Origin of the sequence: Pseudomonas sp. WS 5410 (assembly GCF_012985645.1) — a bacterium.
GTDB lineage: Bacteria > Pseudomonadota > Gammaproteobacteria > Pseudomonadales > Pseudomonadaceae > Aquipseudomonas > Aquipseudomonas shahriarae.
On the sequence record NZ_JAAQWS010000003.1, the window covers coordinates 152,255 to 176,719 of the forward strand.

At 60.9% G+C, this 24,465-nt stretch carries 21 protein-coding genes; 7 read left to right on the forward strand and 14 right to left on the reverse strand.

The features are described from left to right. Positions 1-76: 76 nt before the first annotated feature. Positions 77-637, reverse strand: coding sequence for a HutD family protein (locus tag HBO24_RS06505; protein ID WP_057437162.1), 561 nt, complete (start codon positions 635-637; stop codon positions 77-79). Next, positions 634-1,344: a histidine utilization repressor gene (hutC, locus tag HBO24_RS06510; RefSeq protein WP_233093227.1), complete on the reverse strand. Its 711-nt coding sequence runs from the start codon at positions 1,342-1,344 to the stop codon at positions 634-636. Before hutC ends, HBO24_RS06505 begins: the two co-directional genes overlap by 4 nt. Positions 1,345-1,491: 147 nt before the next feature. Here hutC and HBO24_RS06515 point away from each other — a divergent pair, with 147 nt between their 5' ends. Together HBO24_RS06515 and HBO24_RS06520 are read left to right on the forward strand one after the other, a co-directional pair. Beyond that, positions 1,492-2,856 (forward strand): formimidoylglutamate deiminase, encoded by a 1,365-nt coding sequence (locus HBO24_RS06515; protein WP_170044672.1) that lies wholly within the window; start codon positions 1,492-1,494, stop codon positions 2,854-2,856. A 338-nt stretch (positions 2,857-3,194) separates the two neighbouring features. Then, positions 3,195-3,503 (forward strand): hypothetical protein, encoded by a 309-nt coding sequence (locus tag HBO24_RS06520; protein ID WP_170044674.1) that lies wholly within the window; start codon positions 3,195-3,197, stop codon positions 3,501-3,503. 48 nt (positions 3,504-3,551) lie between these two features. Here the strand turns inward: HBO24_RS06520 and HBO24_RS06525 are convergent, their stop codons facing one another. The 6 genes from HBO24_RS06525 to HBO24_RS06550 form a co-directional block, all read right to left on the reverse strand. Beyond that, positions 3,552-4,121, reverse strand: a complete 570-nt coding sequence (locus tag HBO24_RS06525) for a lipocalin family protein (RefSeq protein ID WP_032862264.1) — start codon at positions 4,119-4,121, stop codon at positions 3,552-3,554. Between the two features lie 30 nt (positions 4,122-4,151). Beyond that, positions 4,152-4,406, reverse strand: a complete 255-nt coding sequence (locus tag HBO24_RS06530) for a lipoprotein (protein WP_038445326.1) — start codon at positions 4,404-4,406, stop codon at positions 4,152-4,154. A 237-nt stretch (positions 4,407-4,643) separates the two neighbouring features. Continuing rightward, positions 4,644-5,654: a class 1 fructose-bisphosphatase gene (locus tag HBO24_RS06535; RefSeq protein WP_057437154.1), complete on the reverse strand. Its 1,011-nt coding sequence runs from the start codon at positions 5,652-5,654 to the stop codon at positions 4,644-4,646. A gap of 112 nt (positions 5,655-5,766) precedes the next feature. Further along, entirely contained in the window at positions 5,767-7,104 is a 1,338-nt protein-coding gene (locus HBO24_RS06540) for a DUF3999 domain-containing protein (protein ID WP_170044803.1), read from the reverse strand. Continuing rightward, positions 7,104-10,175, reverse strand: a complete 3,072-nt coding sequence (locus HBO24_RS06545; RefSeq protein ID WP_170059446.1) for a DUF2339 domain-containing protein — start codon at positions 10,173-10,175, stop codon at positions 7,104-7,106. The genes HBO24_RS06540 and HBO24_RS06545 overlap by 1 nt, the downstream gene beginning before the upstream one ends. Positions 10,176-10,331: 156 nt before the next feature. Continuing rightward, positions 10,332-12,782 carry a glycogen/starch/alpha-glucan phosphorylase gene (locus tag HBO24_RS06550; RefSeq protein WP_115127180.1) on the reverse strand — a complete coding sequence of 817 codons (2,451 nt, stop codon included), beginning with the start codon at positions 12,780-12,782 and terminating at the stop codon, positions 10,332-10,334. 240 nt (positions 12,783-13,022) lie between these two features. Here HBO24_RS06550 and HBO24_RS06555 point away from each other — a divergent pair, with 240 nt between their 5' ends. Further along, positions 13,023-13,457 (forward strand): YkgJ family cysteine cluster protein, encoded by a 435-nt coding sequence (locus HBO24_RS06555; RefSeq protein ID WP_032862271.1) that lies wholly within the window; start codon positions 13,023-13,025, stop codon positions 13,455-13,457. A gap of 201 nt (positions 13,458-13,658) precedes the next feature. Here the strand turns inward: HBO24_RS06555 and typA are convergent, their stop codons facing one another. Both typA and thiI read right to left on the reverse strand, forming a co-directional pair. Next, positions 13,659-15,479, reverse strand: coding sequence for a translational GTPase TypA (gene typA / locus HBO24_RS06560; protein WP_053140412.1), 1,821 nt, complete (start codon positions 15,477-15,479; stop codon positions 13,659-13,661). Between the two features lie 139 nt (positions 15,480-15,618). Further along, positions 15,619-17,073, reverse strand: coding sequence for a tRNA uracil 4-sulfurtransferase ThiI (thiI, locus tag HBO24_RS06565; protein WP_057437149.1), 1,455 nt, complete (start codon positions 17,071-17,073; stop codon positions 15,619-15,621). A gap of 333 nt (positions 17,074-17,406) precedes the next feature. Between thiI and glnA the strand changes: the two genes are divergently transcribed. From glnA to ntrC, 3 genes are all read left to right on the forward strand, one after another. Further along, a complete protein-coding gene (gene glnA / locus HBO24_RS06570; protein ID WP_057958042.1) occupies positions 17,407-18,813 on the forward strand; it encodes a glutamate--ammonia ligase in 1,407 nt (468 codons plus the stop codon). Positions 18,814-19,276: 463 nt separating this feature from the next. Then, positions 19,277-20,362 (forward strand): nitrogen regulation protein NR(II), encoded by a 1,086-nt coding sequence (gene glnL / locus HBO24_RS06575; protein WP_057437145.1) that lies wholly within the window; start codon positions 19,277-19,279, stop codon positions 20,360-20,362. Beyond that, complete coding sequence (gene ntrC / locus HBO24_RS06580) at positions 20,359-21,795, forward strand: nitrogen regulation protein NR(I) (RefSeq protein ID WP_057958041.1); 1,437 nt, start codon at positions 20,359-20,361, stop codon at positions 21,793-21,795. Before glnL ends, ntrC begins: the two co-directional genes overlap by 4 nt. A gap of 352 nt (positions 21,796-22,147) precedes the next feature. On the opposite strand, the gene HBO24_RS06585 is transcribed toward ntrC, so the two are convergent. Then, positions 22,148-22,588, reverse strand: coding sequence for a hypothetical protein (locus HBO24_RS06585; protein ID WP_057958040.1), 441 nt, complete (start codon positions 22,586-22,588; stop codon positions 22,148-22,150). Between HBO24_RS06585 and HBO24_RS06590 the strand changes: the two genes are divergently transcribed. Then, positions 22,587-23,042, forward strand: a complete 456-nt coding sequence (locus HBO24_RS06590; protein ID WP_057437141.1) for a tRNA (cytidine(34)-2'-O)-methyltransferase — start codon at positions 22,587-22,589, stop codon at positions 23,040-23,042. The two genes, HBO24_RS06585 and HBO24_RS06590, sit on opposite strands and share 2 nt — an antisense overlap. A gap of 157 nt (positions 23,043-23,199) precedes the next feature. Here HBO24_RS06590 and secB read toward each other — a convergent pair whose 3' ends face one another. Genes secB through HBO24_RS06605 form a run of 3 tightly spaced genes read right to left on the reverse strand, consistent with a single transcriptional unit; the run spans position 23,200 to position 24,399 of the window. Continuing rightward, positions 23,200-23,685, reverse strand: coding sequence for a protein-export chaperone SecB (secB, locus tag HBO24_RS06595; RefSeq protein WP_057437139.1), 486 nt, complete (start codon positions 23,683-23,685; stop codon positions 23,200-23,202). A 44-nt stretch (positions 23,686-23,729) separates the two neighbouring features. Further along, positions 23,730-23,984 carry a glutaredoxin 3 gene (gene grxC / locus HBO24_RS06600; protein ID WP_115127178.1) on the reverse strand — a complete coding sequence of 85 codons (255 nt, stop codon included), beginning with the start codon at positions 23,982-23,984 and terminating at the stop codon, positions 23,730-23,732. A gap of 1 nt (position 23,985) precedes the next feature. Then, positions 23,986-24,399 (reverse strand): rhodanese-like domain-containing protein, encoded by a 414-nt coding sequence (locus HBO24_RS06605; protein ID WP_029295907.1) that lies wholly within the window; start codon positions 24,397-24,399, stop codon positions 23,986-23,988. Between the last annotated feature and the right edge of the window lie 66 nt (positions 24,400-24,465).

Below are 24,465 nucleotides of genomic sequence, written 5' to 3' on the forward strand. Positions count from 1 at the left end.
CATGTGGGAGCTGGCTTGCCTGCGATAGCCACTTGTCTGACACACCGCAATCGCAGGCAAGCCAGCTCCCACAGGTTTAATCGCGTGCGGTCAGTTCGATCAGGCAGCAGCGGCCTGTCACGTTGATATCCAGCAAGCCACTGTTACCGTCCACCTGCAAACAATCATGATGGCCCAGCACTTCGCCCAGCACCTTCACCTCATCAGCCACACTGAACACCAGCACAGTGTTCGCGGAACTGAAAAACTGCTGCACCCCATCCACCCACTGCAAACGTGCGTGGTAACGCTGGGGCGCGTAGATCAGGTTGAAGTCGCGAATCGGCCCGGTGATCAGGCGGCACACCACCTGGCTTTCACCCTTGAAGGCAAACGGTTGCAGCGGTAACAACCCGCGCTGCTCTTCACCGTCCACGGTCAGCACCATGCCCGCACCCTGGATCACGGTGATGACCCGTTGATACCCGGCAAACGTGGAAAAGCCGCCCGACTCCCCGATATCGGCAATCGACAGGCGCCAGCCAAAACCTTCCAGGCCGTGGCCGGCATCACGGGTGATTTCTTCGGTGCTGCCGCCGCCGTTTTTCCACGGCATGCGTACGTAATCGGCAGCACGCCAGACCTTGACTGCACTCATTTGCTGAAACGTCCTTCGAGGCTATGGCGGGAACCGGGGTGGATCAGGCGTGCGGCAGTCACCGGCTGACGCCCGGACCAGGTGCGCCGGCGAATCAGCAGGCACGGCTCGCCGGTCTCGATCTGCAGCAGCTTGCATTCCTGCGGGTCGGCCAGGATCGCTTCCACCACATGCTCACCCTCGGTCAGCGGCGCCACCTGGTTGAGATAGGCGTAAGGGGTTTGCTGGGTGAAATCCTGTTGCAGGTATTCCGGTGCCACCAACGCGTTGACGAAACGGTCTTCGATTTGCACCGGGATATCGTTTTCGTAGTGCACGATCAGCGAGTGGAACACCCGCCCGCCTTCACGCATTTCCAGGGCCACGGCGCGCTCGGAACCGGCGGCTTCTTCGCCCAGGGTAATCACCTTGCAGGTGTGGCGATGGCCACGGGAGGCGATCTCATCGGCGATGTTATGCACCTCGAACAGCGCCGACTGGCTCTTGGGCTCGGCGACAAAAGTGCCGACGCCTTGCATGCGCACCAGCAGACCTTCGGCGGTCAGCTCCCGCAGGGCCCGGTTGATGGTCATGCGGCTAAAGCCCAGTTGGTTGACCAACTCGCTTTCCGACGGCACGCGATAGTGCGGCGGCCAGTTGCCGTTGAGAATCTGCTGGCTGATCATCTGCTTGACGCGGGCATACAAGGGCGCCGGACTTTCGTCCATGTGGGCAGCCAGCGGGGACTTGGCGGGCGGAGTCGGCACGGGGAATCCTTGCAGGGGGAAAAGATGCATAGATTGCCGGAGTTTACCGAGCAGGCAAACGTCTGTATATGTATATACAAATAAACACACGACCGGGGTGCCTTGATCATGTCCGCTTTCTTTGCCGAACGCGCGCTGCTGCCTAATGGATGGGCCACTGATGTACGCCTTGAAGTCAGCGCCGATGGCCTGCTGACCAACGTGATGGCCAATGCCAGTGCAGACGGTGCCGAGCGGCTGAGAGGCCCGTTGTTACCGGGCATGCCGAACCTGCATTCCCACGCGTTTCAACGGGCCATGGCGGGGCTGGCGGAGGTCGCCGGCAACCCCAATGACAGTTTCTGGACCTGGCGCGACCTGATGTACCGCATGGTCGGCCAGATCAGCCCCGAGCAATTGCAGGTCATCGCCCGCCAGCTGTATATCGAGATGCTCAAGGCCGGCTACACCTCGGTCGCCGAGTTCCACTATGTGCATCACGACATCAGCGGCCAGCCTTACGCCGACCCCACCGAACTGTCGCGCCAGATCAGCCAGGCGGCGGCCAGCAGCGGGATCGGCCTGACCTTGCTGCCAGTGCTCTACAGCCACTCGGGCTTTGGCGGCCAGGCGCCGAACGACGGCCAGCGCCGCTTTATCAACAGCACCGATAACTACCTGGAGCTGCAAGCGCGCCTGCAACCGATCCTGGCCGCGCAACCGGCGCAGCAACTGGGCCTGTGTTTCCACTCATTACGCGCAGTCACCCCGCAACAGATCAGCGCGGTATTGGCCGCCAGCGATAAGAGCTGCCCGGTGCATATCCACATCGCCGAACAGCAAAAGGAAGTTGATGACTGCCTGGCCTGGAGTGGCAAACGCCCGCTGCAATGGCTGTATGACAATGTGAACGTCGACCAGCGCTGGTGCCTGGTGCACGCCACCCACGCCAACTCCGACGAAGTGACATTGATGGCCAACAGCCGGGCGATTGCCGGGCTGTGCCTGACCACTGAGGCCAACCTGGGCGACGGGATTTTCCCGGCGGTGGATTTCCTGGCCCAGGGCGGGCGCATGGGGATTGGTTCGGACAGCCATGTGTCATTGAGCGTGGTTGAAGAACTGCGCTGGCTGGAATACGGCCAGCGCCTGCGCGACCAGCGGCGCAACCGCCTGTATCGCAGCGATCAACCGATGGTTGGCCGCACCTTGTATGACGCAGCCCTCGACGGCGGCGCCCAGGCGCTGGGGCAACCGATTGGTCGCCTGGAAGTCGGCAAGCGTGCGGACTGGCTGGTGCTGGACGGCAATGATCCGTACCTGGCGACGGCCAGTGCAGACGGGATTCTCAACCGCTGGCTGTTTGCCGGGGGTGATCGGCAGGTGCGTGATGTGTTGGTCAACGGCCAGTGGGTGGTGCGCGATGGGCATCATGCGGGCGAGGAAGAGAGCAGCCGGGCCTTCACGCAAGTCCTGAGAGACTTGTTGTCTTAAGAACAACCCATAACCCATGTGGGAGTGTTGGTCATGGTTTGTAAAGGGCCAGCAAGGCGTGTCCCTTTAAATTGCAGGACGTTTCCGAGACAATCCCTGCCGCCTTGTGCCTGTTGGATTCGATGGCTAGCCTGCGGTCTGTCACTGCTCATCAGTGATCGGGTTTAGTCGCCCGGCACATCACAAGGCGCATGGTCACATGAAGTTTTATGGCGGCTGTGCGCAGGGCACCCTCGGGTGCGCCGGATTCCTTGTGGCCGGTCGACTAACCTGCGTACAGCCGCCACCCTTCGTTTAGTCGCGACGGACCGGCTCCGATTCTCACAAGGAGCTTCACCATGCATAAAATTGTCCCCGACCCACCCAGCGACCCCGCCAAAGACCGCGCCGCCTTCAACCGCGCCATCGACCACTACCTGCCGACCCAAGATGCTCACAGTGCCCGCGACGATTTGAGCTTCGAAGACGCCCTGCTCTACATCGCCAGCCTGCTGGACAGTGCGTCAGCGACGGCGCTCGATTGTGGAGAGATGCTGCAAAGCCCCGAACGGGCAAAGGTGTTGGCGGTGTGGCATTTACTGGAGATCGCCAAGACCACGGTTGATCGATCCATTGCATACCTGCACCCCGCCACGGCCAGAACCTGAGGGCAAAAAAAAGGCGGGTTTATTAAAAAACCCGCCCTTTGTTTCGCATTACTGCGAGGTCTTGGCCATCTGCTTGTCCGACGTACGCCAGATCAAACGTGTGGTGTCGTAACCCTGCTGGCGCGCCCTGCTCAGCAGGTCTTCGCGGGTGTCGGCACTGACGGTCGGCGTGCGTGACAACAGCCACATATAGCGCCGGCTCGGGCTGCCGACGATGGCGGTCTTGTAGTCATCGCTGACGTACAACACCCAGTAATCGCCCTTGGCCACGCCCGGTAGCAACGCGGTGAACCAGTTATTGAATTCGACCCACAGCTTGTCGGTCTTGCCCGGGACCTGCGGCGTGGCCGTGCCCTTGGCTTCTTCCCACTTCCACTCGGTGGTCAGGCAGCGATTGAACACTGACATGTCGCCATCGGGCAGCAGGGAGTAACGGGCCTCGGATTGCGCGCAGTTGCGCTGGAAGTACATGGGCAGGCGGGCCAGTTCGTACCAGGTGCCCTGGTAACGCTTGAGGTTGACGCTGCCGACAGTCTTGGGTTGCAGATCATCGCCAGAATGGCTGGCGCAGCCTGCCAAAAACAGGCTGGCGCAAAGGTATAAAACAAAACGCATCATTCTTCTTCTCCCGCAGGCTTGCGCCCCGGTTTACTTCAGGCCTTGCCCGGAAAACATCAGAACTTTGTCACCGGCGTACTGCACGCTGATAAAGCTGTTTTTATCGCCCCAGGTGCAACTGGACATGCCCAGTGCGCCAGAACAATCGGTGGGCTTACCCAACAGCGACTCCACCTCGGCCTTGGCCATGCCAGCCGAGAGCTTCTGGTAATTTTCCTGGGTGACCTTGCTGCAAGCGGCCAACAGCACGCAAAAGCACAAGAGGGCGAGACGGCGTAACGACATGGTAGAGCTCCTGGAGGGACACGCAGCAGTGGGGGTCTGCCAGAAGCTTAGAAGGGAAAAGGGGGGTCTGGTTCCCGCAAGGCAAAAACAAAAAAAGCCCCGAATCGCTGAAACGTTTCGGGGCCTTGGTCTGGCGCATGATTCATTGTAAAGGCGAGCTGGCTCGCGAAAAACATCCAGCCAACGCAGCGCTGCGCCGGGAATACTTCGCGAGCAAGCCTGCTCCTACAGAAGGCCTTAGGCCTTGTGGTAACCCGTCACACGCGCCACTTCTTCCTTGGACCCCAGGAACACCGCCACACGCTGGTGCAGGCCTTCAGGCTGGATGTCGAGGATGCGCTGGTGGCCGTCAGTCGACGCACCGCCAGCCTGCTCAACCAGGAACGACATCGGGTTGGCTTCGTACATCAGGCGCAGTTTGCCCGGCTTGGACGGCTCGCGGCTGTCGCGTGGGTACATGAACAGACCGCCACGGGTCAGGATGCGGTGTACGTCGGCAACCATCGCGGCCACCCAGCGCATGTTGAAGTTTTTCTTCAGCGGGCCTTCTTCGCCTTCCATCAACTCGTTGACGTAGCGCTTGACCGGTTCTTCCCAGTGGCGCTGGTTGGACATGTTGATCGCGAATTCCTGGGTCGAGGCAGGAATGGAGATGTCTTCGTGAGTCAGCACAAAGCTGCCCATTTCGCGGTCCAGGGTAAAGCCCTTGACGCCATCACCCAGGGTCAGCACCAGCATGGTCTGTGGGCCGTAGATCGCATAGCCGGCAGCAACCTGCTCGGTGCCTGGCTGCAGGAAGGCCTTTTCGTTCAGCGCTTCGTTCTGGCTCAGGTATTCGTTAGGGCAACGCAGTACCGAGAAGATGGTGCCGACTGGCGCGTTGATGTCGATGTTCGACGAGCCGTCCAGCGGGTCGAATACCAACAGGTACGCGCCTTTAGGGTATTTGCCCGGGATCTGGTAGGCATTGTCCATTTCTTCGGACGCCATGCCGGCCAGGTGACCGCCCCATTCGTTGGCTTCGAGCAGGATTTCGTTGGAAATCACGTCGAGTTTCTTCTGCACTTCGCCTTGCACGTTTTCAGTGCCCATGCTGCCCAGGACGCCGCCCAGCGCGCCTTTGGACACGGCGTGGCTGATTTCCTTGCAAGCACGCGCCACCACTTCGATCAGGAAGCGCAGATCGGCAGGGGTGTTGTTGCTGCGGGTCTGCTCAATCAAATAGCGACTCAGGGTAACGCGGGACATGGACGGCTCCGGAGAATGGGGGGGCTAAAAACCCGCGCAGTTTAGCGCGAGTCGGGGCGCATTTCCTCCTATCAGACGAGATAACCCTGACAGAGTTCATGTAGGCCCCGGCTCAGGGCCTGGTAGGCGGCTTGCGCAACAGGTTGTAGGCCATCGCCCCAAGTGCCGCTACGCCCAGCAGCAATACGGCCCACAGGCCGATTGTCTGCCAGTTGATACCTGCGACATTTGGCGCGGCTGGCGGGTTGGTGTGCCATTCGCCATCGACCCGAGCCTGGCCCAGAGCCGCGAGGCGCTGGGGTTGGTAGTCGGGAATCAGGGTCGTCAACGGCAGGTTCGCAGCCTTGGCCGACGGGTTGCCCAGCGCCAGGGTAAACGGCGGTTCGCCCCGCGCCAGGAACACCACTTGCGTGGCACGCACGGCAAAACTCAACGCCGGCGCCTGCGCCCCCAGGCCTCCGCCCCGCTCGTCTACGTCCAGCTTGAGTTGCCGTACCGGGTAACCCGGCAACTGCAATTGATCCTGGGTGACTTCTTGCCCGCCCTGCGTCAACCGATAGAGCAAACCACGGCTCAATGGCTGCCATGCCTGCTTGCTGTCCTGCCGCCCTTGCAGACCCACCGGCGCCAGGCTGTTGGGCTGGCGCAACTCAACGCGCACCCGCTCGATGCTTAACACGCCAGGCAACTGCCAGCTGTACTGCCCAGGCTCCAGGGTGCTGCCGGCCAATGGCTCGGACCACACCAGCGACAACGGCAGGCTGCTGGTGCTCTGCACTTCAATGGAGGTCAACTCGGGCGCGGCCTGGCCTTGCCATAGCAGGCGCAGGTAGCGCGCTGGCTGCCCTGGCAAGGCGACTTCACGCTGCTCCACCCGTTCGTCGGCAAATGCCAGGCGCGCCACCTGCCCGTCGCCCCAGGAGCGCCAGTGCTGCAAATCGTCACTGGCTTCGATACTGAAACGCTGGAAGCCATCATGCTCGGCAGCCCAATCGAGGATCAGCTTTTGCAACGGCGCCTTGATTGCACTGGCATCCAGCAGCCAGCCGCGTCGCACCTGCGCGCCGGCCGGCGCCTCGCTGGACGGCTGCACCTGCACCAGGGTGCCCGTGGCGCTGGATTGCACGCGCACGCTGGGCACACTGTCGCTGGCGTTGTCGGCGGCATACAGCGGGAAGCCCTTCAGCCGGGCCAAGTTGTTTGCGCTTGCGGGCGACTGCCGCACTAATGCATATGCCTGGGGCTCGCCCGCCGCGTTGAACACCCGCAGGTCACTGAGATCGGCCTGACGGGCGCTCAATTGCACCGCCAGCGGCAACTCCAGGCGATACCAGGGGCCTTCGCCGCTGACCGTCAGCGGCACTTGGGCGGTGAAGTCTGCGGGGCCTTCTGCGGCCGACGCCGATAACGCGGCGCACAGGCCCACCAGTGCAATGCTCAGTTTGCCGATCAAGAGGACGCTCCTTGGGTTTGAATCTCAGGTTCGCTGCGTTTGGGCGGCAACGGAGCGAAATAGCCCACCACCAGCAACAGCCCGCCCACGCCGATAAACGACACGATCCGCTCCAGCCCGCCACGGTTGCTCAACTCGACGAGGAACAACTTGGCGACCACCACGCCGATCAGCACCGCGCCGACCAGCCACACTTCCCGGCGATTGCGCAGGTGCCCGCCGATCATCAGGCCCAGGGCAATCAGGGTCCAGACAATCGACAGCCCGGCCTGCACCAGCATCGAGTCAAGCAACGCATCCAGATCAAACGGCACGCCGCCCCAATGGTGCGCCGCGCGCATCACCAGTGCAGTGAAGAAGGCAAACAGCGAGACCCCGGCAACGCCCTGGGCAATCCACGGGGTGCGGCCGCCCAGTTGCGGCGCCGCGCTGCGCGCCCACAGGTACACGCCCAGCAACGCAAACAGCAGGCCAAGATCCAAGGGGTTGAGCAACGGCACATACGGCAATGGCCTGGCCGTGCCGTCGCTGAACATATTCGCCAACCAGAACCACACCAGCATCAGCGCGGCCAACGGCAGCGCGGCCAGCAGGCGATATTCGCGTGGGTAAGCCGATAGCGGCCACGGCCACTGGCGCGGCGCAGCAATGGCTATCAGGTACAGGCTTGGGAAAATCGCCCAGCCCAGCCAGCGCCAGGCGTTGTATTGCACCGAAAGCACCAACAGGCCGTAGCGCAATTCCAGGGCCAGCATGCCGATCAGCATCCAGCATCCCAGCACGTGGGCGACGCTCAAGGCTTTTGCCGCCGCCAGGTCGGCCAAATAACGCAGCGCGATGAAATGCACGGCGAACACCGCAAGCCAGGCCAACCAGCCCCATTCGGCCGCCGGGTGGTAATAGCGATGCAACGACACCAATACCACCAGCGCCACCGCCGGCATCAGTAACAGGCAGAGGGTGCCCAGCGCGGCCCAGCGCAAGCGCAACGCCAACAACGTCCACAGCGCTGCACTGGCCGCTGCCGCCGCCAACAGGAAGGTGGCTTGCAGCTCTGGCGGGGTGAAACGCAGCACTTCGTGGTTCAGCGCCAATACCCACCACGCCGCGCCCCAGGCCAGCAGGCCGTTGGATACATGGGGCAACTTGAGTCGTTGATCACTGCCCCGCAAGCGCCAGGCGCCGACAAATGCGGCCAACCCGACCAGCATCGGCGCCCAGAAACCGATATGCCGGAACGCCGGCAGTTCTTCGCCACCCCAGGATGTCAGCGTAACCAAAGCCCCCGCCAGCACCTGCACGCCGAGCGCGCAGAACAGGAAGGTGCGCGAAGCGATAGACACGCCGACAAACACCGTCACCAGTCCCGCCAGCGCCCAACTGATCGCGGTGCCCTGCTCGGCCACCAGCAACGGCGCCAGCAGGTACACAAAACCCAGGCCAAGGCCGGCCAGGACCGGCAAGCCCTGGCGCTCCCACTTCGAGGTCTGCTCCAGCGCGGCCGTGCGCAGTTGCTGGAAGCTGAACAGCAACGCCACGCCGAGCAACAAGGCGCCCAGCGCCGCGCCGTCCAGCAGCGTGTGTTCGCCCACGTCCAGTTCGCTGAGAAACGCCAGCGCCGAGCCCAACTGCAACAGCAGGCCAAACGCCCGCGCCAACGAGCGTTGCTGACGCAGACCGAGCCAAAGGATGCCGGCGCCTTCCACCGCCCAGGCCGCCGCAGTCCAGCGCGCGTCCAGGCCCAGCGGGATCGCCAGGCTGGCGAAGATCACACCCAGGGCCAGGCAGGTTTCTGCCAGCAACACGGTGCGCCCACCGCTAAGCACCCGCGCCAGGACCATATAGATGATGCCCAATGCCAACGCACTGAAGGCCGGGGCGAAGGCCAAGTGCTGCACCAGGGTGAACTGCAAGCCAAATGCCACAAGCGGCGGGCCGAACAGCAGGCCGCCATCCACATAATCGCCCTTGGCCGCCGACCAGCGCAGCAGCGCGGCACGGCTGTCATCGGCCGGGGCGTCGGCCGTTTCCAGGAGTTTGCGTCGCGCAAACAGCAAGCCGATGGCCAGGTACATCAGGAAAAACAGAATCAGGAACGGCTCGGTACTCCACAGCAGTTCCGGTGTGTAAGAGCGAATACCCCAGGCAAACCCGATACCGAAGGTGCCGGCAAAGCCAATCACATTGAGCAAGCGCCAGGCCTTGAACCAGGCGATGGCGAGGATACCGGCGTTGAGCAGGGCGAAGTAGCTGAACAACGCCACATGGTTGCCCTCGCCGGTGGACGCGAGGATTGGCGCGGCAAACCCGCCGAGCGCGGCGGCGCAGGCCAGGCCGATGGCGTCCTGGGTAATCGCCAGGATCGCCGAAAACACCGTCACCGCCACCAACAGGCCCAGTGCCGCGCTCGGATCAAGCAATGGGTGCAGGCGCATGGCGGCGAACACCGTCAGGTACAACACGGCGATGCCCGCGCCTTGCAGGATCAGCGCATAACTGCCCCGGCGCAGGCGCAGCCACCACCCCAGGCCCAGCAAGCCCAGGGCACAGGCAGCGACACCGGCGTAGCGCAGCTCGATGGGCACCACCATGCCTTCGGTGGCATAACGCAGCAAAAATGCCAGGCCGAGGAACAACAGCACCACGCCGACCCGCAGCACGGTATTGCCGCCCAGCAGCCAGTTGCGAGCGGCGCCGATGGCACGTTCGATCAGGTTGGGGCTACGAGGGATTTCGGGTTCAGCTTCGCGGGCAACGGCGGCCGGTTTCCACAGATCGTCCGGCAGCGGCGGGCTCGGTTCGGGAGCCGGGGTGGATTGCAGTTCGGCGGGCAACTCCCAGACCAGCTCCGGGGCGGGCGCGGGTTCGGCCATGGACGGTTCAACCTGAGGCGGCTTTTCCAGCAGCGCGAGGCGTTGCTCCAGCGCCTTCAGGGCACTGCCGAGGTGCGACAGGCGAATGGCCTGGCCAACCCCCAAACCCAGCAGTGCACCGAAGCCTGCATCACTGAACGATTCATCCAGCGCCCAGCCGAGCACCAGGCCAATCAGCATGAACATCCATTGCATGGTCCAAATCCCTAAGCAAACCGAGACCCAGTATATAGACGCATAACCCATGTGGGAGCGGGCTTGCTCGCGATAGCGGTGCATCAGTCACCTATTTGCTAACTGACGTACCGCTATCGCGGGCAAGCCCGCTCCCCCATATTGCTCCTGCGGCGTTTAGTCCAGGGCTTTCCAGATCTCGGTCGCATATTCCCGGATGGTGCGGTCCGACGAGAACCACCCGGTACGCGCGGTGTTGAGCACCGCCGAACGCCACCATTCCTTGGAATCATGCCAATGGGCTTCGACCCGTGCCTGGGCGTCCCAGTAGGAATCAAAATCGGCGCACACCAGGAAGCGGTCGTAGTCGATCAACGAATCAATCAGCCCCACATAGCGCCCTGGATCATCCGGCGAGAACACCCCGCCACGAATCGCCTGCAGCACATCGTTCAGGCGATGAGAGGCGGCGATTTCGGGAGCAGCGCTGAACTCACCGGCCTGTTTACGCGCTTCCACCTGTTCGGCACTCAGGCCGAAGATAAACATATGCTCGCCGCCGATGCGCTCGTGCATCTCCACGTTGGCGCCGTCCATGGTGCCGATGGTCAACGCGCCATTGAGGCCGAACTTCATATTGCTGGTGCCCGAGGCCTCGAAGCCGGCGGTGGAGATCTGCTCCGACAGGTCAGCGGCCGGGATGATGTTTTCCGCGAGGCTGACGTTGTAGTTAGGCAGGAACACCACCTTGAGCAAACCGCGCACGGTCGGGTCGTTGTTCACCGTACGGGCGATGTCGTTGGTCAACTTGATGATCAGCTTGGCCTGGTGATAGCTGGCCGCCGCCTTGCCGGCGAAGATCTTCACCCGCGGCACCCAATCCACCTCGGGCTCGGCACGAATCGCCTGGTACAGGGCGACGGTGTGCAACAGGTTCAGCAACTGGCGCTTGTACTCGTGGATGCGTTTGACCTGCACGTCGAACATCGCCGCCGGGTTGACCGCGATCCCCAGGCGTTCATGGATGATATCGGCCAGCACGCGCTTGCTGTGCAGGCGTTGCTCGGCAAAGGCTTTGCGAAATGCCTGTTTCTCGGCAAAGGTTTCCAGCTCCACCAGGCGCTGTTCCATATTGTCGAGAATATCCGGGCCCAGGGCTTCCACCAGCATCGCGGTGAGCTTGGGGTTGGCCTGAAACAGCCAGCGGCGGAAGGTAATGCCGTTGGTCTTGTTGTTGATACGCTCGGGGTAGAGCTTGTGCAGTTCGGAGAACACCGTGCTGCGCATCAACTGCGTGTGCAGCCCCGAGACACCGTTGACGCTATGGGAGCCGAGGAACGCCAGGTTGCCCATGCGCACACGCCGGCCGTTGTCCTCTTCGATCAGCGAAACGGCGCGCAGCACATCGAAATCGTGGATGCCCTTGGCCCGCAGCGAATCAATGTGCTGGGCGTTGATCAGGTAGATGATCTGCATGTGCCGGGGCAGCATGCGTTCCATCAGGCCCACCGGCCAGGTCTCCAGGGCTTCGGGGAGCAGGGTGTGGTTGGTGTAGGACAGCGTCTCCACCGTGACCTGCCAGGCCGCCTCCCAGGCAATATCGTGCAAGTCGACCAACTGGCGCATCAACTCGGCCACGGCGATGGACGGGTGGGTGTCGTTGAGCTGGATGGCCGCGTGCTCGCCCAGGCTCAGGACCGACCCGTGCATGTTTTTGTGGCGCCGCAGCAGATCTTGCAGGGAGGCCGAGACGAAGAAGTATTCCTGGCGCAGGCGCAGTTCCTGCCCCGCTTCGGTGCTGTCGGCCGGGTAAAGCACCCTGGAGATGCTTTCGGCACGGGCCACTTCGGCGACGGCGCCCAAATGGTCGCCGGCATTGAAACGCTCCAGGTGCAGGTCTTCCACGGCCCGCGCGCGCCACAGGCGCAAGGTGTTCACACTGGCACCGCGCCAGCCGACCACCGGGGTGTCGTAGGCCACCGCGCGCACGGTTTCATTGGGCGACCAGACCTGGATCGACTTGCCGGACGCATCCAGCACGGTCTCGACACTGCCGCCAAAACCGATCGGGTAGATCACCTCGGCGCGCTCGAACTCCCAGGGGTTGCCGAAATCCAGCCAGCGCTCGGTCTGTTCCTGCTGCCAGCCATCGACAATCGCCTGGCGAAACAGCCCGTGCTCGTAGCGAATGCCATAACCATGGCCGGCAATGCCCAGGGTCGACATGCTTTCCATAAAGCACGCGGCCAGGCGCCCCAGGCCACCGTTGCCCAGGGCCGCATCGGGCTCCAGCAGGCGAATGCGCTCAAGGTCCACACCCAACTCGCCGACAGCTTCGCGCGCCACCTCCCACAGGCCGAGGTTGCTCAGGCTGTCAAACAGCAGACGGCCGATCAGGAACTCCAGGGACAGGTAATACACCCGCTTCTGCCCGCTGCGGTAGATACGCCGGGTGTGGTCCATCCAGTGCTCGACCATATGGTCGCGCGCCGCCAGGGCAATGGCTTCGAACCAGTCGTGGTCGAAGGCGTGATCGGGGTCCTTGCCCACCGCATAAGTGAGTTTGGTCAAGACAGCATCGCGAAACGCGGCTACCTCTGCTTCTCGTGCAAGCGGTTCCTGAGACATCGGTGCAACCTCGGGCGAGATAGAAGAAGGGAAATCCTAGAGCCTAGACGGTCTGACCCATGGCATGGCTGACGGTTCGGCAGTTTTTTCACTCATTCACGCATACCGGTTTTAGATGCAGGGGCCGTGCCCGTTTGCACGTCGGACCGGCCTTTGAGCCGAAACCCGCAAAATATTGTTCAAAAAATCACCAATCCCGGTATCATCGCGCGCCCGGACAAAGCCCCTCTTGGAAACCTGATGAAGCCTCAACTGATCGCCGCCGCGGAACTCGACCGTCTCGAAACGTGGCAGAAATACTCCAGCCACATGTGCGGCGGCTGCACATCCAACTGCTGCACCCTGCCGGTTGAGGTGAAGATCAAGGATTTGATCCGCATTGGTATCGTCGACGAGTTCGAGCGTGGTGACCCGCCGAAGAACATCGCCAAGCGCTTGCAGAAGGAAGGCATCGTCGAGCGGTTCAACTCCAAGTCCGAGATCTTTACCCTGCAGCGCATGAGCAACAACGATTGCCTGTACCTGGATCGTAAGACGCGCTTCTGCACTATTTATGACAAGCGCCCGGATACCTGCCGCAATCACCCGAAAATCGGGCCACGGCCGGGGTATTGCGCGTACAAGCCCAAGGAAGTGGTGCGCGAGACCAAGTTGCGTACGCTCGACAAGTTCTAACCGATGATCGTTCCCACGCTCCGCGTGGGAATGCCTCCTGGGGCGCTCTGCGCCCCGCTGCCAAGGGCAAACGCAGAGCGTCCAGGGCTGCAACGCGGAGCGTGGGAACGATCACAGGCCAGACACCACACAATCTGCAGGCATAAAAAAACGCCCCCGGCCTTTCGACCGGGGGCGTTTTTTTTCAGCTGGAACTAAGTATCAGTTCTTGGCCTTTTTGGCAGCGCGGGTACGCTCGCCTTCGTCCAGGATCTTCTTACGAAGACGGATGGACTTCGGCGTTACTTCGCACAGCTCGTCGTCCTGGATGAATTCCAGAGCCTGTTCCAGGGTGAAGCGAACAGGTGGAACCAGGGCGATGGTTTCGTCTTTACCCGAAGCACGCATGTTGTCGAGCTTCTTGCCTTTGGTTGGGTTGACGCCCATGTCGTTGTCACGGCTGTTCAGACCAACGATCTGGCCGTTGTAGATCTCTTGACCGTGTTCAACGAACAGCTTGCCACGCGCCTGGAGGGTTTCCAGGGAGTAGGTCAGCGCCTTGCCGGTTTCTACCGATACCAGAACACCGTTCTGACGGCCGGACATGTCGCCGGACTTCATGGTGTCGTAGCGATCGAAGATCGAGGTCAGGATGCCAGCACCGTTGGTCAGGGTCAGGAACTGGTTACGGAAACCGATCAGACCACGAGCAGGGATGTTGTATTCCAGACGCACACGGCCTTTGCCATCCGGCACCATGTTGGTCAGGTCGCCCTTACGCAGGCCCATCTCTTCCATGACCTTGCCCTGGGATTCTTCAGGGGTGTCGATGGTGACGTTTTCGAACGGTTCCTGCTTCACGCCGTCAACGGTACGGATGATCACTTCAGGACGACCAACGCCCATTTCGAAGCCTTCGCGACGCATGGTTTCGATCAGTACCGAGAGGTGCAGCTCACCACGGCCGGAAACCTTGAACTTGTCAGCCGAGTCGCCTTCTTCAACGCGCAGCGCAACGTTGTACAGCAGCTCTTTGTCCAGACGTTCCTTGATGTTACGGGAAGTCACGAACTTGCCTTCTTTACCGCAGAAAGGCGAGTCGTTTACCTGGAAGGTCATGGAAACGGTTGGCTCGTCAACGGTCAGAGGCTTCATCGCCTCGACAGTGTCCGGCTGGCACAGGGTGTCGGAGATGAACAGCGAGTCCATACCGCTTACGCACACGATGTCGCCGGCGAAAGCTTCTTCAACGTCGATACGGTGCAGACCGTGGTGACCCATCAGCTTCAGGATACGACCGTTACGCTTCTTGCCGTCGGCGCCGATAGCCACAACCGGGGTGTTCGGCTTGACGCTACCACGAGCGATACGGCCAACGCCGATAACACCCAGGAAGCTGTTGTAGTCCAGTGCCGAGATTTGCATCTGGAACGGGCCTTCACGGTCAACCTTCGGAGGTGGAACGTGGTCAACGATCGCCTGGTACAGCGGGGTCATGTCTTCCGCCATGGCGGTGTGTTCCAGACCGGCAATACCGTTCAGGGCAGAGGCGTAGATCACTTGGAAATCAAGTTGTTCTTCGGTAGCACCCAGGTTGTCGAACAGGTCGAAGATCTGGTCCAGAACCCAGTCCGGACGCGCGCCTGGACGGTCAACCTTGTTGATGCACACGATCGGACGCAGGCCGGCTTCGAAAGCCTTTTTGGTCACGAAACGGGTTTGCGGCATAGGGCCGTCTTGGGCATCAACCAGCAGCAGAACGGAGTCAACCATCGACATTACGCGTTCTACTTCGCCGCCGAAGTCGGCGTGGCCCGGGGTGTCCACGATGTTGATGTGGTAGCCGTTCCAGTTGATAGCGGTGTTTTTTGCCAGGATGGTAATACCGCGCTCTTTTTCCTGGTCGTTGGAGTCCATCACGCGCTCGTCGTTGAGCTCGTTGCGCTCCAGGGTGCCGGATTGACGCAGGAGTTTGTCTACCAGGGTGGTTTTACCATGGTCAACGTGGGCAATGATGGCGATGTTACGTAGATTTTCGATCACTTGTGTATCTCGATCAGAGGATTCGGTGTGCTGACAGGTCGTGGCAGCGATTAACAGTAGAGTCAGGCCTTGCCGTTACAGCTTGACGGCAGAGTCGGGGGGCCGGTGACGCAGGCCACAGGCAAACAGCCCCGGGCTCTTAGCTCGGTCGATAAACGCGCACATTGGCATATCCCTCACTGAGCAAATGGTGGGCATGCAGGCGACTCATCACGCCTTTGTCGCAATACAGCAGGTACTGACGGCTGTTATCCAGTTCCTTGAAACGCGCGTTCAGTGCATAGAACGGCAGCGTTTGCACGTCGATGCCAGCGATTTCCAGTGGCTCATCTTCAGCGGCATCCGGGTGACGGATGTCGATGACGATCTGGCCGGCCAGGGCTTCGCTGACTTCTTCGATCTGCACATCCTGGCCCAATTCATCGATTACCCGATCAATCGGCACCAGTTTGGCGTTCTCGAGCGCTCGCTCCAGAATCGCCATGTCGAATTCTTTCTCTTCATGCTCCACGCGGTAGCGCTTGGCATGGGTCTTGGGGTTCACCGAGATGACCCCGCAGTACTCTGGCATGTGCTTGGCGAAATCAGCGGTGCCGATTTCGTTGGCCAGGTCGATGATGTCTTGCTTGTGGCTGGCGATCAGCGGGCGCAATACCAGCTTGTCGGTCACACAGTCGATCACGGACAGGTTCGGCAGGGTCTGGCTGGAGACCTGGGAAATCGCCTCGCCGGTAACCAGCGCTTCGATTTGCAGGCGGTCGGCGATTTTCGACGCTGCGCGCAACATCATACGCTTCAATACGACGCCCATATGACCGTTATCGACTTTTCCGAGAATTTCTCCCAGGACTTCCTCGAACGGTACGCTGACAAACAGCACGCGCTGGGAGCTGCCGTACTTCTTCCAGATATAGTGCGCGACTTCCATCACGCCCAATTCGTGTGCACGCCCGCCCAGGTTAAAGAAGCAGAAGTGGCTCATCAGGCCGCGGCGCATGATCTGGTAGGCCGCCACTGTAGAGTCGAAACCGCCGGACATCAGTACCAGGGTCTGCTCCAGCGCGCCCAGCGGGTAGCCGCCGATGCTGTTGTGCTGGCTGTGGATCACAAACAACCGTTGGTCGCGAATTTCGATGCGCACTTCGATTTGCGGCTCTTTAAGCGAAATTCCAGCGGCGCCGCACTCGCGACGCAGCTTGCTGCCGACGTATTTCTCGACATCCATGGAGCTGAACGGGTGCTTGCCGGCACGCTTGCAACGCACTGAAAAAATCTTGCCTTCAAGGCTGTTGCCGAAGTGCAGTTTGCATTTTTCAGTGATGTCGTCGAAATCGCCCAGCGGGTACTCGTCGACCTGCAGGAAGTGCGCGATGCCCGGCATGCAGCTCAGGCGCTCGGTCATGTCTTTCAAGGCTTTGGCGTCAGTAATGCGGGTTTCCAGCTCGAGATTGTCCCACACACCGTTCACCACCACAGCCGGGTCCAGGTCACGGAGCACGGCGCGGATATTCTTGGCCAATTGACGGATGAAACGCATCCGTACCGGTCGGCTCTTGATGGTGATTTCGGGGAAGACTTTAACGATTAATTTCATGGAAACAGCGCGCGCAGGGCCAGCCGAAAAAGGGGGGCGCGGATTATAGCGGAAATCGCTCAAGGTTTAACCAGTTAATATACAAACGGCACACAACGCACCAAACAGGTGCATTTACGGGCAATTGCGCTACATTGCAGTGCGCAATTTTTGCCGTTTTTTCGATTTGCACCTTTATAGGGGCGATTTTGAGGCAAAAAACCCATGTCGGGGCACTGGCATGCAATTTGCTCTCTTGTGAGGCAGGTTGCCATGGCGGACTATCCGCGCCGGCATCACCCACATTCTAAGGGCTACTCCACTACCCAAGCCCGAAGCCACCCGGAGGACACTATGTCGAAGTCGGTTCAACTCATCAAAGATCATGACGTTAAATGGATTGATCTGCGCTTCACGGACACAAAAGGCACTCAGCACCACGTGACCATGCCGGCTCGCGATGCGCTGGATGACGCCTTCTTCGAAGAAGGCAAAATGTTCGACGGCTCCTCCATTGCTGGCTGGAAAGGCATCGAAGCCTCCGACATGATCCTGATGCCGGACGACTCCACCGCCGTACTCGATCCGTTCACCGAAGAGCCGACCCTGATCATCGTCTGCGACGTGATCGAGCCTTCGACCATGCAAGGCTACGACCGCGACCCACGTGCGATCGCCAAGCGTGCCGAGGAATACCTGAAGTCCACCGGTATCGGTGACACCGTATTCGTGGGCCCGGAACCAGAATTCTTCATCTTCGACCAAGTGAAGTTCAAGTCCGACATCTCCGGCTCGATGTTCAAGATCTACTCCGAACAAGGTTCGTGGATGTCCGACCAGGACGTGGAAGGCGGCAACCATGGCCACCGTCCAGGCATCAAAGGTGGTTACTTCCCAGTTCCGCCGTTCGACCACGACCACGAAATCCGTACCTCCATGTGCAACGCCATGGAAGACATGGGCCTGGTCATCGAAGTGCACCACCACGAAGTGGCCACTGCCGGCCAGAACGAAATCGGTGTGAAGTTCAACACCCTGGTGGCCAAGGCTGACGAAGTCCAGACCCTGAAGTACTGCGTACACAACACTGCCGTTGCCTACGGCCGTACCGCTACCTTCATGCCTAAGCCACTGTACGGCGATAACGGTTCGGGTATGCACGTTCACCTGTCCATCGCCAAAGATGGCAAGAACACCTTCGCTGGCGAAGGTTATGCCGGCCTGTCCGACACTGCCCTGTACTTCATCGGCGGTATCATCAAGCACGGTAAAGCCCTGAACGGTTTCACCAACCCGTCGACCAACTCCTACAAGCGTCTGGTCCCAGGTTTCGAAGCACCGGTAATGCTGGCCTACTCGGCTCGCAACCGTTCCGCGTCGATCCGTATTCCTTACGTGTCCAGCCCTCGCGCTCGCCGTATCGAAGCACGCTTCCCGGATCCAGCAGCCAACCCATACCTGGGCTTTGCTGCACTGCTGATGGCTGGCCTGGACGGCATCCAGAACAAGATCCACCCAGGCGACGCCGCCGACAAGAACTTGTACGACCTGCCGCCTGAAGAGGCCAAAGAGATCCCACAAGTGTGCGGCAGCCTGAAAGAAGCCCTGGAAGAGCTGGACAAGGGCCGTGCGTTCCTGACCAAAGGCGGCGTGTTCAGCGACGACTTTATCGACGCCTACATCGCCCTGAAAAGCGAAGAAGAAATCAAGGTCCGCACCTTCGTACACCCACTGGAATACGAGCTGTACTACAGCTGCTGATCCGGTAGCGCTGCTTAACGTGGCGTGACAAAAAAGACCTCCTTCGGGAGGTCTTTTTTTTGCCTGAAACAATGACTATCCACCTTTGCAAACCCCATCAGAACTGTGGGAGCTGGCTTGCCTGCGATAGCGGTGTATCTGTCACATCACGACTGACTGAACCACCGCTATCGCAGGCAAGCCAGCTCCTACAGTTTGACTGGGGTTTTTCAGGAAATATTTGATCGCTGAACAGAATGTGGGAATTCGCACTATATTGGTGCGATAGGTTGCACCCTGGCCCACCCATCAACCCATTTTGGGTCGAAATCTCCCGAGAGAGCTGGCCGAGCGCCATAGTTTCGCGCCTAAAGCCCCCATTTCAGGGCTTTTACGCTTCTTTTCGGAGCCTTGGTTTGGTTTTTGCATTTTCCTGGTATCAGCGTGTGCCTCAAGCCCACGCCTTGCTCCAAAAGAGGTCCTAATGACCATCAGCGACGCACTGCACCGCTTGCTACTCGACAACCTGACCACCGCGACCATTCTGCTCAATGACGAACTGCGCCTTGAGTACATGAACCCCGCGGCGGAGATGCTCCTGGCCATCAGCGGTCAGCGCAGCCATGGGCAATTTATCAGCGAGCTGTTCACCGAGTCCGCCGAGGCCTTGAGTTCCTTGCGCCAGGCCGTGGAGCAGGCCCACCCGTTTACCAAGCGTGAAGCGATGCTCACGGCCCTCACCGGCCAGACCCTGACCGTCGACTACGCGGTAACGCCGATCCTGAGCCACGGCGCCACCTTGCTGCTGCTGGAAGTGCATCCCCGGGATCGCCTGCTGCGCATCACCAAGGAAGAAGCCCAGCTGTCCAAGCAGGAAACCAGCAAGATGCTGGTGCGCGGCCTGGCCCATGAGATCAAGAACCCGTTGGGCGGGATTCGCGGCGCCGCACAGTTGCTGGCCCGCGAGCTGCCGGATGAGAACCTCAAGGACTACACCAACGTCATCATCGAAGAAGCCGACCGCCTGCGTAATCTGGTGGACCGCATGCTCGGCTCCAACAAGCTGCCGTCGCTGGCAATGACCAATATCCATGAGGTGCTGGAGCGCGTCTGCCAGTTGGTGGAGGCCGAAAGCCAGGGCTGCATCACCCTGGTGCGCGACTATGACCCGAGCATTCCCGATGTCCTGATCGACCGCGAGCAGATGATCCAGGCGGTGCTCAATATCGTGCGCAACGCCATGCAAGCCATCAGCAGCCAGAACGAGCTGCGCCTGGGGCGCATCAGCCTGCGCACCCGCGCCTTGCGCCAGTTCACCATCGGCCATGTGCGCCATCGCCTGGTAACCAAGGTCGAGATCATCGACAACGGCCCGGGTATCCCGGCCGAACTGCAGGAAACCATTTTCTTCCCAATGGTCAGCGGCCGCCCGGACGGTACCGGGCTGGGCCTGGCCATTACCCAGAACATCATCAGCCAGCACCAGGGCCTGATCGAATGTGAAAGCCATCCCGGCCACACGACCTTTTCGATCTTTCTGCCACTGGAACAAGGAGCCCCATCGACATGAGCCGTAGTGAAACTGTCTGGATCGTCGATGACGACCGTTCCATCCGCTGGGTCCTGGAGAAAGCCTTGCAACAGGAAGGCATGACCACCCAGAGCTTCGACAGCGCCGATGGAGTGATGAGCCGCCTGGCGCGCCAGCAGCCCGACGTGATCATCTCCGATATCCGCATGCCCGGCGCCAGTGGCCTGGACTTGCTGGCGCGGATTCGCGAGCAGCACCCGCGTTTGCCGGTGATCATCATGACCGCGCACTCGGATCTGGACAGCGCTGTCGCGTCCTACCAGGGCGGCGCCTTCGAGTACCTGCCCAAGCCGTTCGATGTCGATGAGGCGGTTGCGCTGGTCAAGCGCGCCAACCAGCACGCCCAGGAACAGCAAGGCCAGGCCGTGGTACCGACCCTGACCCGCACCCCGGAGATCATCGGTGAAGCACCGGCGATGCAGGAAGTGTTTCGCGCCATCGGGCGCCTGAGCCACTCCAACATCACCGTGTTGATCAACGGTGAGTCCGGGACCGGTAAAGAGCTGGTGGCCCATGCCCTGCACCGTCACAGCCCACGGGCGGCCTCGCCGTTCATCGCACTGAACATGGCGGCGATCCCCAAGGACTTGATGGAGTCCGAGCTGTTCGGCCACGAAAAAGGCGCGTTTACCGGCGCGGCCAACCTGCGTCGCGGGCGTTTTGAACAGGCGGACGGCGGCACGCTGTTCCTCGATGAAATCGGCGACATGCCGGCCGACACCCAGACCCGGCTGTTGCGGGTACTGGCCGACGGTGAGTTCTACCGTGTCGGCGGCCATACGCCGGTCAAGGTCGACGTGCGCATCATCGCCGCGACCCACCAGAACCTGGAAACCCTGGTGCACGCCGGTAAGTTTCGCGAGGACTTGTTCCACCGCCTGAACGTGATCCGCATCCATATCCCACGCATGTCGGACCGCCGCGAAGATATCCCGACCCTGGCCCGCCACTTCCTCAGCCGCGCCGCCCAGGAGCTGGCGGTGGAGCCCAAGCTGCTGAAGACGGAGACCGAGGAATACCTGAAGAACCTGCCATGGCCGGGCAACGTGCGCCAACTGGAGAACACTTGCCGCTGGATCACGGTGATGGCGTCCGGGCGCGAAGTGCATATCAGCGACCTGCCACCGGAGCTGTTGAGCCTGCCGCAAGATTCAGCACCGGTGACCAACTGGGAACAGGCCCTGCGCCAATGGGCCGACCAGGCCCTGGCCCGTGGCCAGTCAAGCCTGCTGGACAGCGCCGTGCCGACCTTTGAGCGGATCATGATCGAAACCGCCCTCAAGCACACCGCAGGCCGGCGTCGTGATGCCGCAGTGCTGCTGGGCTGGGGCCGCAATACCTTGACCCGCAAGATCAAGGAATTGGGGATGAAGGTCGATGGTGGGGATGATGATGAGGGCGAAGAGGGCTGAGTACAGCCCTCCAGCACATGAATGACCTAATGTGGGAGCTGGCTTGCCTGCTCCCACATTTGTTTGGTGTGCACCGCTTCAACGCACCATGAACCGGTATCGCGCACAAAACCCAGGCCACTTTTAAATAAGTCCTGAGCCCCGAAAACACCAAAGCCCCGTAATCCGGGGCTTTGCGCTTTATAAAAGAAAACTCTCAGACAATCTCGCCACTCTGGCACGCCCCCTGCAATAACCCTGGTACTACCCAGTTTCGGGGACCTTGGTACAGGCAGGCCGAGAATCCCCTCTTTAATTCGAGCGTCAAACCGTTTTGGGAGCCCTGGTACAGGCAGGCCGGGAACTCCCTCTTTTATTGCTCCAGGAGATGGATCTCCAGTCGCCAGCGGTCATCGACCGCCTTGCCCGACCATTCCCCCCGCAGCGGCCGCGCCGCCACCAGGTTCAGCAGCAAGCCAGCATCGGTCTTGCGCACGCGCCAGTTCACATCCTTGTCATTGACCTTCAATTGCCCCGCCTGGGCCTGGCCCTGGGCGTCGAACAGCAGCGCCACGGTGCCGTCGATATGCTCGCCATGCAGCTTCGGCTCGCTGTTGAACCACACCACCAGGCCATCTGCGGCGGGCTCGACCTGCAGCAAGGCAGTCGGGTCCGGGGTGGTCAGGCGACCGATCATCAAACCCACCATCAGGCCGACAATCGCCAGCGAGCCCAGGACGCGAGGCAATAGCTTCGGCCTGGGGTCGTCTTCAGGGGTAGAATGCGCTGCATCTTTATCTTCGGAGCCGTGCATGTTTCACGTCATCCTTTTTCAACCAGAAATTCCGCCGAATACCGGCAACGTTATCAGGCTGTGCGCCAACAGTGGCTGCCACCTGCATTTGATCGAGCCGCTGGGCTTCGAGATGGACGACAAGCGCCTGCGCCGCGCGGGCCTGGACTATCACGAGTACGCCACCCTGCAGCGCCACGCCGACCTCGCCAGTTGCCTGGAGAGCCTGGGCCAGCCGCGCCTGTTTGCGTTCACCACCAAGGGCTCGCGGCCGTTTCATGATGCCAGCTTTGCCGAAGGGGACGCCTTCCTGTTCGGCCCAGAGAGCCGTGGCCTGCCGGCAGACGTACTCGACGCCCTGCCCGACGGCCAGCGCCTGCGCCTGCCGATGCGCGAAGGCTGCCGCAGCCTGAACCTGTCCAACACCGTGGCCGTCGCCGTCTATGAAGGCTGGCGCCAGCTCGGGTTCAAATAACCCCCAAAACCAAATGTGGGAGCGGGCGTGTGTGGGAGCCGGGCTTGCCCGCGATGCAGGCACCTCGGTGTGTCAGTGACACAGAGGTGATGCTATCGCTGGCAAGCCAGCCCCCACACACGCCCGCTCCCACATTTAGAGCAGCGTCGGGTTCAGCTTACTGAACCGTCGGTGCGCCTTCCTGTTGCATGCGCTGCAGCTCTTGCGCATACAGGGCATCGAAGTTCACCGGGGCCAGCATCAGGGCCGGGAACGAGCCACGGGTGACCAGGCTGTCCAGGGTCTCGCGGGCATACGGGAACAGGATGTTCGGGCAGAACGCGCCCAGGGTGTGGCTCATGGACGCATCGTCCAGGCCCTGGATCAGGAAGATACCGGCCTGCTGGACTTCAGCGATGAATGCCACTTCTTCACCGTTCTTCACGGTGACCGACAGGGTCAGTACCACTTCGTGGAAGTCGCCTTCGAGCTGCTTCTGACGGGTGTTCAGGTCCAGGCCGACGCTTGGGGTCCATTCCTGACGGAAGATCGCCGGGCTTTTCGGCGCTTCGAACGACAGGTCACGCACGTAGATACGCTGCAGGGAAAATTGTGGGCCTTGAGCCTCTTCTGCTGCCGCTTCGATGTTCGGTTGGTCAGTCATCTCGCAGATCCTTCTTGATCTTGGGGTCTTTTAGGTTTTTGGAGTCAGACGTGAAGCAGCGCGTCGAGTTTACCGGCGCGCTCCAGGGCGAACAGGTCGTCGCATCCACCGATATGCTGGGTACCGATCCAGATTTGCGGCACAGAGGTGCGCCCCGCCTTCTGGGCCATCTCGGCACGCACCGCAGGCTTGCCATCGACCTTGATCTCTTCGAAGGCAACCTTTTTGCTCTGGAGCAACTGCTTGGCTCGCATGCAATAGGGGCAATAATCGCTGGAATAAACGACAACCTGGCTCATATCACTTCACCAACGGCAGGTTATCGGCGCGCCAGCTGGAGATACCACCCGACAGCTTGGCGGCGGTGAAGCCGCTTTTCATCATTTCGCGGGCATGGCCACCGGAGTGCTGGCCTTGGGCGTCGACCAGGATAATGGTCTTGGCCTTGTGCTTTTCCAGCTCGGCGATGCGGGCGATCAGCTTGTCCTGGGGAATATTCAGCGCGCCGACGATATGACCGGCGGCAAAGTCCTTGGCCGGGCGGATGTCGACGACAACGGCCTGGTCCTTGTTGACCAGCGCGGTCAGCTCGGCGGTGCTGAGGCTACGGCCGCCACGGCTCACTTCATGAGCAATCAGCAGCGCCAGCAGTACGACGAAGGCACCGACCAGCAGATAGTGAGAGGTAGCAAATGCAATCAGGTGATCAACCATCAAGGAGGTTCCAGGGCGTTAAAATGGCGGTAAGTATACACAGCCGCCATGGGGGGCCAACCCCCG